Origin of the sequence: Photorhabdus australis DSM 17609 (assembly GCF_000711895.1) — a bacterium.
Lineage (GTDB): Bacteria > Pseudomonadota > Gammaproteobacteria > Enterobacterales > Enterobacteriaceae > Photorhabdus > Photorhabdus australis.
On sequence record NZ_JONO01000008.1, the window covers coordinates 122,041 to 133,297 of the forward strand.

Sequence of the window (11,257 nt, forward strand, 5' to 3'; positions counted from 1 at the left end):
TAAATCATTAAATGAGGAAAACCATGAAAAAACAATTTCCAGAAAACTTCCTTTGGGGAGGCGCATTAGCAGCAAATCAGGCCGAAGGAGCCTATCAAGCAGGTGGAAAAGGGTTATCAACCTCAGATATGCAACCCTGCGGAGTTATTGGCGGTAGTATGAAACGAAATACAGATGATTTTAATATCAAGGATATCGGCATTGATTTTTATCACCGTTATCCTGACGATATTGCACTGTTTGCTGAAATGGGATTTAAATGCCTAAGAACGTCTATCGCCTGGACACGTATATTTCCTGAAGGAGATGAAAAAGTACCAAATGAAAATGGTTTGGCTTTTTATGATCGCCTTTTTGACGAAATGAGAAAGTATCATATCCAACCATTAATTACTCTCTCCCATTTTGAAATGCCTTATGGCTTAGTAAAAAAATATGGTGGTTGGGGAAATCGTAAAACGATTGAATTCTTTGACCGTTATGCCAAAACTGTTTTTGAGCGTTACAAACATAAGGTAAAATATTGGCTGACATTCAACGAAATTAACATGTCTTTATTTTCCTGCTTCACCGGTGTAGGGTTGCCAGAAGACAGCGAAATTCAAGATATTTATCAAGCTTTACATTACCAACTAGTTGCCAGTGCCAAAGCCGTTAAAGCCTGCCATGAAATTATTCCAGATGCAAAAATTGGTAATATGGTGGCAGCAACATCTTACTACCCATTAACCTGTCATCCCGATGATGTATTAGAATCATTAAAAAAGAATAGAGAATCGCTGTTCTTTTTTGATGTTCAAGCTCGTGGGTATTATCCATCCTATATGACACGCCTTTTTAAAGAGCAAAATATTACACTTGATATAACCGATGAGGATAAACAATCACTAAAAGAAACTGTTGATTTCCTCTCTATCAGCTACTACATGAGCTGTTGTGCAACTACAGATCCCGATATTGTCAAATCCGCAGGTAATATGATTAATCCAGCGGAGAATCCTTATCTAACCAGTTCAGAGTGGGGATGGCAAATAGATCCTCAGGGACTTCGTTATCTTCTCAATACGTTATATGACCGTTACCAGATGCCATTATTTATTGTAGAAAATGGTCTGGGAGCAAAAGATGTTATTCAAGATGATGGCTCTATTATTGATGATTATCGAATTCAATATCTCAACGATCATTTATTTCAGGTACGGGAAGCCATTGAAGATGGTGTGCAGTTATTAGGATATACCTCATGGGGACCAATAGATTTAGTTAGCGCTTCTACAGCAGAAATGTCAAAACGATACGGATTTATTTATGTCGATCGTGACGACCAAGGCAATGGAACACTGGAGCGTCGGCGTAAGAAAAGTTTTAACTGGTATAAAGATGTTATAAGCAGTAACGGAAATATTCTTACAGCACCGGGAGTAAAAAATGAAAATAGTCAATAAAAATAAATTTGTTTTGTCAGCTCTGCCGCTTATTTTTTTGTATAGCAATATAAATGTAGCGGCAGAAAATAACTGTAGCTCATATGATGCCCTTTTACCGAGAGGGCCGGAAACACCTTCGGTCGCATCTGCATGTGATACTGTATTCCCCGAATGGGGTGGTCTCAGAAAAGAAATGGCAGATCGAGGCTTTTATGCAAATGTTCAAATGCTAACAAACCTAACCTATGACGTTGCAAGAAACTGGAAAAATACACCTAATCCTAACTATGTAGGCCAACGTTTAACTACCGGTAATTTTGTTTCTACCGAACTTACCTATGATTTATCACGGATTGGCTTCACCGATAAAGCACAACTACGTGTAGGTCTAAACTATGCCTATAATAACTTTAAAAATAATGGTCAAGATGGGCACCCTTTTATTTCAGCTTTTTCTATTAACCAGCCCCTATTTAATGACAGAGTGATATTGAATTACGGCTATACAACGCTGCTTTCTCATTTCTATGGTTTATTTTTAGGTAGCAGTACAGCATCATCGGCTTTGGGACCAACCAGCGTGATGTTGTCCCAAGCTGGCTTGCCCAGTACAAAACCCAGTCCATCGATAGATGTTCGATTTTTATCGAAAAATAAACGTTGGTATGACCACATTGGGGTTGCCAGAAGTCAAAGCTCGGAAGGTTTAAAAGCAGATTCAAAATACAATACTTACGGTCTGCGCTGGAAAGTGCCTAGTGCGGGTACATTGGTCATTAATGAATTAGGTTATCGTGTTAATGCCGATGAAACAGAAAATATGATCTGGATTCGAGGCGGCTCGGTGTTCAATAAAACGCCTTATTTTAACTATAATAATTCAAAATATGAAGACTATACCTATTCCCATTATATAGCGGCTACGCGCCAAATAACCAAGCCGGATGCATCGATGCCTTTCCGTGGATGGTATATTGATGGCAAAGCCAATTACGCACCAAAGGATCGTAACTTATTTAACGCCGATGTTTCATTATCACTGTTTAGCATTGGACTATTTGATTCACGCCCAAACGATATGCTTACTCTTGGTTTGTCGTACAATAAATTCAGTAATGATGCGAAAGATTACTTCGCCCGCAATGGCCAAATTGCTGAAAGTTATAGTGCAACCGCATCCGCGTCATATTCATACCGTGTTTCCAACGGAATCTATTGGACGAATAGCTTATCGTATACCCACCATCCATCAGTAACACCGAAAGAGGACGATGCTTATAATTTGCTCACACAAATTACTTTTAGCTTATAATTTTCGGCCAGAGCAAAAAGTCCTCGTATAAAAACGAGGACTTTTATCAATAATCTGAGCGACATTTAGAAATGCAACTCTATTATGTGGAGAGCTGAATATTATTTGGTTAAATCATCAAAAAATTTCTTTACGCCATCGAAGAAGCTTTTAGAACGCGGACTATTGGTTTCTCCCCCAGTACCACCTAAAGACTCACCCAATTCACTCAGTAATTCTTTCTGCCTTTCGTTCAATTTAACCGGTGTTTCTACCACTATCCGGCACAACAAATCCCCTTGAGCTCCACCACGAACAGATTTAACACCTTTACCCTTCATGCGGAACATTTTGCCTGTCTGCGTTTCAGCAGGTACTTTCAGTTTCACACGGCCATCAAGTGTTGGTACTTCAATTTCTCCACCCAGTGCCGCCATTGCAAAGTTAACTGGCACTTCGCAATAAAGATTATTTTCTTCACGCTCAAAGATATGGTGCCGTTTCACCTGTACCTGAACGTACAAGTCACCGGCAGGTGCACCATTGCTACCAGCTTCACCTTCACCACTCAGACGAACACGGTCACCGGTATCTACACCTGCCGGGATTTTAACAGACAATGTTTTATACTTTTCAACACGCCCATGACCACGACACTTATTACAAGCATCTTTAATGATCTGACCACGACCATGACAGTGCGGACAAGGCTGCTGAACAGTAAAGAAACCCTGGCGCATATGAACCTGACCAGCACCGTGACAGGTTGAACAGGTTACAGGACTGGTTCCTGCTTTAGCACCACTACCATGACATGCATCACAAGTTTCCAGCGTCGGAATACGGATCTCTTTGGTTACACCACGAACCGCTTCTTCCAGTGTCAGCTCCATGCTGTAACGCAAATCAGCACCACGGCTTTGGCGCTGCTGACGGCGACCACCACCGAAAATATCACCGAATACATCACCAAAGATATCACTGAAATCAGCACCGCCACCACCCATTCCGCCTTGTTCAAAAGCAGCATGACCATATTGGTCATAAGCAGCTCGTTTCTGATCATCAGTCAGAATTTCGTAAGCTTCTTTAACTTCTTTGAATTTGCTTTCTGCATCTTTATCGCCCTGATTACGATCGGGGTGATATTTCATTGCCAGTCGCTTATAAGCTTTTTTAATCTCTTTTTCGTCCGCTGTTTTGGAAACGCCTAAAACCTCGTAACAATCTCTCTTTGCCATCTCTTATTTTACCCTTAACATGCGCGCACGGGCGCAGAGTTCCCTCAACGCCCGTGCCGGTTAATCAGCAACAGTTGTCATAACTGTTACCGCGCCCGCTAAGGGCAATTATTTTTTGTCTTTTACTTCTTCGAATTCAGCGTCTACAACGTCGTCATCTTTTTTCGCACTATCACCAGCATCCGCTGTTGCACCAGCCTGAGCCTGCTGCTGAGCAATTTCTAACAACTTAGCGGAAGCCTGCACCAGAGCCTGAATTTTTGCTTCGATATCAGCTTTATCTTCGCCTTTAGCAACTTTTTCCAACTCAGCTACAGCGCTTTCAATAGCGGTTTTATCTTCTGCTGGCAGTTTGTCACCCGCTTCTTCTACTTGCTTACGAGTGCCGTGAACCAGTTGATCTGCCTGGTTACGGACCTGTACCAACTCTTCAAACTTACGATCAGATTCCGCGTTAGCTTCTGCATCACGAACCATCCGTTGAATTTCTTCCTCATTCAGACCGGAAGAAGCTTTGATAGTGATCTGCTGTTCGCGGCCACTATTTTTGTCTTTAGCAGACACATGCAGAATACCATCAGCATCAATGTCAAAAGTCACTTCAATCTGAGGCATACCACGCGGTGCTGGCTGAATACCATCCAGGTTAAACTGGCCCAGGGATTTGTTATCACCGGCACGTTTACGTTCACCTTGCAACACATGGATAGTTACCGCTGCTTGGTTATCTTCTGCTGTAGAGAACACCTGACTGTGTTTGGTTGGGATAGTGGTGTTTTTCGCAATGAGGGAGGTCATCACGCCGCCCATTGTTTCGATACCCAGAGACAGAGGTGTTACGTCCAGCAACAGCACGTCTTTTACATCACCAGCCAGAACTCCACCCTGTACTGCCGCACCCATGGCTACCGCTTCGTCAGGGTTCACGTCTTTACGTGGCTCTTTACCGAAGAAATCAGCAACCACTTTCTGCACCATTGGCATACGGGTCTGACCGCCCACCAAAATCACATCGTTCACATCAGAAACTGACAAACCAGCATCTTGCAGTGCAACTCTTACCGGTTCCATAGAACGTTTAACCAGATCTTCTACCAGTGACTCCAGTTTCGCACGGGTCACTTTGATATTCATGTGCTTAGGACCGGTTGCATCAGCAGTGATGTATGGCAGGTTGACGTCGGTCTGTTGAGCAGAAGAAAGTTCAATTTTCGCTTTTTCTGCGGCTTCTTTCAGACGCTGCATTGCCAGCGGGTCATTACGCAGATCAATGCCTTGCTCTTTCTTAAATTCGTCAACCAGATAGTTGATCATACGGCTATCGAAGTCTTCACCACCCAAGTGAGTATCACCGTTGGTTGCAAGAACTTCATAAGTTTTTTCGCCGTCAACTTCGTCAATTTCGATAATGGAAATATCGAAAGTACCACCGCCAAGGTCATAAACTGCAATGGTACGGTTACCAACTTCTCTGTCCAGGCCGTAAGCCAGTGCAGCCGCAGTCGGCTCGTTGATAATACGTTTTACTTCCAGACCAGCGATACGGCCTGCATCTTTTGTTGCCTGACGCTGAGCATCGTTAAAATATGCAGGTACCGTGATCACCGCTTCAGTTACCGGCTCACCCAGATAATCTTCAGCTGTTTTCTTCATTTTTTTCAGAACTTCAGCAGAAACCTGAGGAGGAGCCATTTTTTGGTCTTTCACTTCCAGCCACGCGTCACCGTTATCTGCCGCAATAATTTTGTATGGCATGATAGCTACATCGCGTTGTGCTTCTTCGTCCTGAAAACGACGACCAATCAGACGCTTAATAGCAAACAGCGTATTTTGCGGGTTAGTAACAGCCTGACGTTTAGCCGGTTGACCAACCAGAGTTTCACCATCCTGGGTATATGCAATGATGGAAGGGGTTGTACGATCACCTTCGCTGTTTTCTAATACACGCGCTGTCGTGCCATCCATAATAGCTACACAAGAGTTGGTAGTTCCCAGGTCGATACCAATAATTTTACCCATCTAAACGCCTCCACAAGAAATTCGTAATCAGTCAAGTTGCTAATCAATATGAGGATAAGTATCTGCTTTTCAATGGCACCTATTTTTATGCCTCTATGCGATCCCTCACTTTTGCTTATATACATCAGCTGTATAGAACAGCCACTAGCAACTGCGGTTGATTATAAGATGGGGCCGTTAAAACCAGCATCAAGGGGGGAAGTGAAAAAAAAACCTTTTTATTATTTCACAGGTCATTGTTTCCTTGCTGACAGATCATTATGATTCGCCACCTTTGCTATTTATTACTTTCATACCTAATAGATTTCAATTTGCAGCGCGGCGGCAAGTGAACGCATCCCCAGGAGCATAGATAACTATGTGACTGGGGTAAGTGAAAGCAGCCAACAAAGCAGCAACTTGAAGGATGAAGGGTATATGATTTTCTTTCAGAGGACTTATGAGCACCAATCAGTTGGCAAATCCCGGCCCTTTAGGCTTGATGGGATTCGGCATGACAACCATTCTGCTTAATCTGCATAACGCAGGTTTCTTTCCACTGGCTTCAGTTATTCTGAGCATGGGCATTTTTTATGGTGGCCTGGCTCAAGTACTTGCGGGGCTTTTCGAATATAAGAAAGGCAATACTTTTGCCGCAACCGCTTTCACCTCTTATGGGCTATTTTGGCTCAGTCTGGTCGGGTTGTTATTCCTACCCAAAATGGGACTGGCAGAAGTCACCAGCAGCCAGTATTTAGCGGTATATCTTGGCCTGTGGGGTATTTTTACTCTGTTTATGTTCTTTGGCACCTTTAAGACTAACCGAGTACTACAATTTATCTTCGGCGGCCTGACACTGCTATTTGCTTTATTAGCTATCGGAAACTTTACCGGAAATACCACTCTTCTAACCTTTGCCGGTTACGAAGGGATAATTTGTGGTGCCAGTGCATTTTATCTGGCAATGGCAGAAGTACTGAATGAGCAATATGGCCGTACTGTCCTACCAATTGGCGAAATAAAACCGTAATAAACCAAGTTGGAAGAGGGAAAGTTTTTTCGGCCCCCTCTTCCCGTCCGATAATGTATTGCCGTTTAAGCATCAGCTATTACATTGCCCACAGTACCTGCACCATCCGCAGCTTGACACACGTAAATGGTTTCTTTCAGACCTGTCGATGCAAAATAGTGTCGTTCAACCGTAGCCTTAACAACATCAACCAATGTTTGCGGTACTAAAGCAACGACACAACCACCAAAACCACCTCCAGTCATCCTTACCCCACCCTGTTTGCCAATGGCTTGCTTCACAATATCAACCAAGATATCGATTTCAAAAACAGTAATTTCAAAGTCATCACGCATTGACTGATGTGATTGTGCCATGAGTTCAGCTATTAACAGCATATCTCCGCCCGCTATTAACGCTCTTGCCGCTAAAAGCGTGCGTTCATTTTCTGTAATGACATGGCGAGCACGCTTAGCAACAACACCGTCAAGTTCCAAACTGCGCTTTTCAAATTCATCTAATGTCACATCTCGCAAAGCTTTAACGCCGAATAATGCCGCAGCTTGTTCACATTGAGCTCGGCGTATATTATATTCACTGCCAACTAACTCTCGCCTTTTATTTGAGTTTATAATAATAACCGCTATATCTTTGGATATAGATACAGCCTGTGTAGTTAAATGCCGACAATCAATTAATAACGCATGATGTTCTTTACCTTCTGCTGAAATTAATTGATCCATAATGCCACAATGACAACCCACAAATTCATTTTCAGCCTGCTGCCCATTTAACGCAATTTCCGTTTGGCTAATATCTAAGTGGTAAAGGGTTTTAAATGTTTGACCAATAACCGTTTCCAGTGCAGCCGATGAACTTAATCCTGCCCCCTGTGGCACATTACCAGTCACCACAATATCCGTCCCTTTAAATATATATCCACGGCTAAGCAGACATTTTACGACCCCACGAATATAATTAGCCCACATCTTATTTTCGTGAAATGTAATAGGTTGACTAATATCAAACTCATCGAATTGATTGCTATAATCAACTGAGACAACACGAACAATATCATCCTCTCGTTTTGCCGCAGCAACGACAATTCGGTAATTAATTGCACATGGCAATACAAAGCCATCATTATAATCAGTGTGCTCTCCAATCAAATTAACCCGACCCGGTGCTTGAATAATATGTGTCGGTGTATAATGAAATATCGAATCAAAAACATCTTTAACGCGATTAATTAAAGTTTTCATGATGTTATTCTCAAATATGGCATTAGCAACAGATACGGTTAATGAAAAATCGCGCCAGATTATTATCACTATTGCTCTTTATAATGTACATCGCTCAATGCACGCAGAACCTTAGCTGCTTGCTCTGCCGTTAAATCACGTTGCATCTCAGCGAGCATTTCATAGCCCACCATAAATTTTCGTACAGCAGCAGATCGCAATAATGGCGGATAGAAAAGTGCATGTAATTGCCAATGTTCAATATCGGTTCCTTGTTCAAAAAATGGGGCAAAATGCCAGCCCATAGAATAAGGAAAAGAACTGCAAAATAAATTGTCATAACGACTGGTGAGTTTTTTAAGCGCGAACGCCAAATCATCACATTGTTCATCCGTTAATTCATTCATGCGACGAACATGAACTTTAGGTAACAACATGGTTTCATAGGGCCATACCGCCCAGTAAGGTACAACCACCAGCCAATGCATTGTATCGACCACTATCCGCTCACCATCATCTAATTCAGCCTGAACATAATCCACCAGTAAGTTAGAACCATGCTCTTGGTAATAGGAACGCAGCTGTTTATCTTTACGTTCAATTTCGTTTGGTAAAAAACTATTTGCCCAGATTTGCCCATGCGGATGAGGCTGAGAACACCCCATCAACTCTCCTTTATTCTCAAAGAGTTGAACCCAAATATATTCTTTACCTAATGTTTCAATTTGTTGATTCCAGGTATTAATTACCTGACGAATTTGTTCAATGGACAATTCAGGCAATGTCTTGCTGTGATCAGGAGAAAAACAGATCACACGACTTAATCCTCGTACTCCCTGCGCCTTAAATAGCGGATGATGTGATTGCAGTATATCAGGCGAATCTGGCATTAAGGCTGAAAAATCATTATTAAAAACAAAGGCTCCTTGATAATCCGGATTTTGCTCACCGGAAATACGCTTGTTCGACGGGCAAAGGAAACATTGCTCATCATAGTGCGGGATATCGTCTATCAACGGCTGCTCATCGCTCCCATTCCACGGACGTTTCACCCGATGAGGAGATACTAAAACCCATTGCCCAATCAAAGGGTTATAACGACGATGAGGATGTTCAGCCGGATTAAATTCAATCTTAGCCATAGCAATTTCTATTTTTTCAACATCAATTGTAAAAATCACTGTCAATTCACCAGCTCTAAATGCAGTGTAACAACGAGCATCAATACCAATCTGAGATATCAGTCACGCTGATGTACATGATGTTATACAAAGAGTGAAAATAAAGGATATATTGACCTGACTCAGACGACCACAAACTGGTTAATACTGGCTGTATTGAGCAATTATTGCCTTGATTAATGCTCTCTGGTTATTCTGACTGTGTTGTACACTGTTTTCTGGTGACCAGTTCCTATGACAGCCCCATCTATTGAGGCTGCCACAAAAAGTCGGCCTTTTTTGCTAAAGAACAAGGGGGAGTGATTTATTTCAATTTCACCTTCTCAAGTGCAGAGAAAATTTGCTGCTTATCTGAATTCTTTAAGTTATGTTGTTGAATATTTTCCATAAACATTTCCTTATCAGAAGCATTTATCTTTTCTCCGGCTTTGAGCAGAATCGCAATTCGTTGGAGGATTTCAGTACTTAGTCCACTAATTTTAATCCGAACGTCACCCAGCGGCTTAGGTTGCCAACCATTTTCAGGGACAGACAACCAATCAGCACGATAGCGATACTGAATCGCCTTCGCGGCATTCATTTGGATTATAATGAACGGCCTGACAGATTCCCCACTTAACCCGAAAGATTCAGCCTCACTCATTGATTTGGTAAGAACCTTATCTTCCTGCTCCAAGACCTCAACAGGTAGATGGTTTTCAGCCTTGTATCCCGCCACATCTTTCATGTAAGAAAGACGCTGATTAATTAACTGGGCTACCGTCGCCTTTGCTCCTATTGCTAGCGCCGCCATTGGCGCTATTGCGCTCATAACTAATGCCAAGCCAGCGATAAAGCCAATTCTTACTTTTTTTGATCGTTCCATTTTTTCATCCCGAAATTTATTCTAAACAACCAATCAACATACTAAATGAATTATAGGCTTATAATGTTGAAATTGGCTTTCGATAGGTGTCAGATTAAAGCTCGATTTTTTGATTATTTCTACAACTAGTTCATTGCTCAGCGACGGGCACTTTTCGGTCTAAAAGCAGCAACTACCTTGTCATCGGTTTCAACATACGGGCCATCCAGCAATTGGATACAATATGGCACGCTGGCAAAAATGCCGGGTACCAGAACTTCACCATGTTCGCCTTTCAAGCCTTCCAGCGTTTCTGCTATTGCTTTTGGTTGCCCTGGTAGGTTCAGGATAAGAGCCTGCTTGCGGATCACGCCAACCTGACGGGACAAAATTGCTGTTGGAACGAATTTTAAGCTAATTTGGCGCATCTGTTCGCCATAACCCGGCATTTCACGGTCTGCAACCGCCAATGTGGCATCAGGAGTCACATCCCGACGAGCTGGGCCAGTTCCACCAGTAGTTAGAACTAAATGACAATCGATTTCATCTACCAATTCACACAGGGTTTGTTCAATAATGATCTGCTCATCAGGGATTAAACGAGTTTCTACACGGAAAGGCGTCGTAATAGCACTTTTTAGCCATTCTTCCAGCGCTGGAATTCCTTTGTCCTGATAAACACCGCTTGATGCACGATCAGAGACAGATACCAGACCAATGCGCAACTCATTCATATAAACCTCAATCAACACAATTAACTAAATCGAGTAGGAGACGGGATCGCTCCCGCCGTCCTCTCACACCACCGTACGTACGGTTCCGTATACGGCGGTTCATTGTTAACGCTGGAACTGCCTATGAAGTTCCAGCAGTGATAAGAGTCCCGCTTGTGAGAACGCTTTCTTTGGATATGCCTGGTTCATGTGACTGGCTCCTGAGTTCCACCAAGGTCCTCGCTGGTTTGTCGCTGATCTCCACGCTCTTCCTTCCCCAAGTCCGCTCCTCATTAGCATTCTTGCTCGGGC

9 protein-coding genes and 1 pseudogene are annotated in these 11,257 nt (G+C 42.6%); 3 read left to right on the forward strand and 7 right to left on the reverse strand.

All coding sequences use genetic code 11. From position 1 onward, the window contains the following. Window positions 1-23: 23 nt before the first annotated feature. Both BO26_RS04240 and BO26_RS04245 read left to right on the forward strand, forming a co-directional pair. Window positions 24-1,445: a glycoside hydrolase family 1 protein gene (locus tag BO26_RS04240; RefSeq protein WP_036769108.1), complete on the forward strand. Its 1,422-nt coding sequence runs from the start codon at window positions 24-26 to the stop codon at window positions 1,443-1,445. Further along, a complete protein-coding gene (locus tag BO26_RS04245) occupies window positions 1,429-2,739 on the forward strand; it encodes a carbohydrate porin (protein ID WP_036769109.1) in 1,311 nt (436 codons plus the stop codon). Before BO26_RS04240 ends, BO26_RS04245 begins: the two co-directional genes overlap by 17 nt. 101 nt (window positions 2,740-2,840) lie before the next feature. On the opposite strand, the gene dnaJ is transcribed toward BO26_RS04245, so the two are convergent. Both dnaJ and dnaK read right to left on the reverse strand, forming a co-directional pair. Continuing rightward, entirely contained in the window at window positions 2,841-3,959 is a 1,119-nt protein-coding gene (dnaJ, locus tag BO26_RS04250; protein ID WP_036769112.1) for a molecular chaperone DnaJ, read from the reverse strand. Between the two features lie 108 nt (window positions 3,960-4,067). After that, window positions 4,068-5,978 (reverse strand): molecular chaperone DnaK, encoded by a 1,911-nt coding sequence (dnaK, locus tag BO26_RS04255; protein WP_036769114.1) that lies wholly within the window; start codon window positions 5,976-5,978, stop codon window positions 4,068-4,070. Window positions 5,979-6,417: 439 nt separating this feature from the next. On the opposite strand from dnaK, the gene satP reads away from it, so the two are divergent. Next, window positions 6,418-6,987 carry an acetate uptake transporter gene (gene satP / locus BO26_RS04260; protein WP_036769116.1) on the forward strand — a complete coding sequence of 190 codons (570 nt, stop codon included), beginning with the start codon at window positions 6,418-6,420 and terminating at the stop codon, window positions 6,985-6,987. Between the two features lie 65 nt (window positions 6,988-7,052). On the opposite strand, the gene galK is transcribed toward satP, so the two are convergent. The 5 genes and pseudogenes from galK to BO26_RS23905 form a co-directional block, all read right to left on the reverse strand. Further along, the gene (gene galK / locus BO26_RS04265) at window positions 7,053-8,228 is read right to left on the reverse strand and encodes a galactokinase (RefSeq protein WP_036769137.1); all 1,176 of its coding nucleotides are present in this window, start codon (window positions 8,226-8,228) and stop codon (window positions 7,053-7,055) included. Window positions 8,229-8,296: 68 nt separating this feature from the next. Further along, window positions 8,297-9,349 carry a UDP-glucose--hexose-1-phosphate uridylyltransferase gene (locus BO26_RS04270; protein ID WP_036769140.1) on the reverse strand — a complete coding sequence of 351 codons (1,053 nt, stop codon included), beginning with the start codon at window positions 9,347-9,349 and terminating at the stop codon, window positions 8,297-8,299. Between the two features lie 343 nt (window positions 9,350-9,692). Further along, on the reverse strand, window positions 9,693-10,253 hold the full coding sequence (locus tag BO26_RS04275; protein ID WP_072023209.1) for a chorismate mutase: 561 nt from the start codon (window positions 10,251-10,253) through the stop codon (window positions 9,693-9,695). 137 nt (window positions 10,254-10,390) lie between these two features. Then, window positions 10,391-10,966 (reverse strand): molybdopterin adenylyltransferase, encoded by a 576-nt coding sequence (mog, locus tag BO26_RS04280; RefSeq protein WP_036769118.1) that lies wholly within the window; start codon window positions 10,964-10,966, stop codon window positions 10,391-10,393. Between the two features lie 105 nt (window positions 10,967-11,071). Next, window positions 11,072-11,257 (reverse strand): annotated as a pseudogene (locus BO26_RS23905) (group II intron reverse transcriptase/maturase); the annotation flags it as partial.

What these genes read in the sequence shown, in the direction of transcription:
- BO26_RS04240 (WP_036769108.1), top strand. Translation starts at nt 24, where the DNA reads ATGAAAAAACAATTTCCAGAAAACTTCCTTTGGGGAGGCGCATTAGCA.
- BO26_RS04245 (WP_036769109.1), top strand. Translation starts at nt 1,429, where the DNA reads ATGAAAATAGTCAATAAAAATAAATTTGTTTTGTCAGCTCTGCCGCTT.
- dnaJ (WP_036769112.1), bottom strand. Translation starts at nt 3,959, where the DNA reads ATGGCAAAGAGAGATTGTTACGAGGTTTTAGGCGTTTCCAAAACAGCG.
- dnaK (WP_036769114.1), bottom strand. Translation starts at nt 5,978, where the DNA reads ATGGGTAAAATTATTGGTATCGACCTGGGAACTACCAACTCTTGTGTA.
- satP (WP_036769116.1), top strand. Translation starts at nt 6,418, where the DNA reads ATGAGCACCAATCAGTTGGCAAATCCCGGCCCTTTAGGCTTGATGGGA.
- galK (WP_036769137.1), bottom strand. Translation starts at nt 8,228, where the DNA reads ATGAAAACTTTAATTAATCGCGTTAAAGATGTTTTTGATTCGATATTT.
- BO26_RS04270 (WP_036769140.1), bottom strand. Translation starts at nt 9,349, where the DNA reads ATGGCTAAGATTGAATTTAATCCGGCTGAACATCCTCATCGTCGTTAT.
- BO26_RS04275 (WP_072023209.1), bottom strand. Translation starts at nt 10,253, where the DNA reads ATGGAACGATCAAAAAAAGTAAGAATTGGCTTTATCGCTGGCTTGGCA.
- mog (WP_036769118.1), bottom strand. Translation starts at nt 10,966, where the DNA reads ATGAATGAGTTGCGCATTGGTCTGGTATCTGTCTCTGATCGTGCATCA.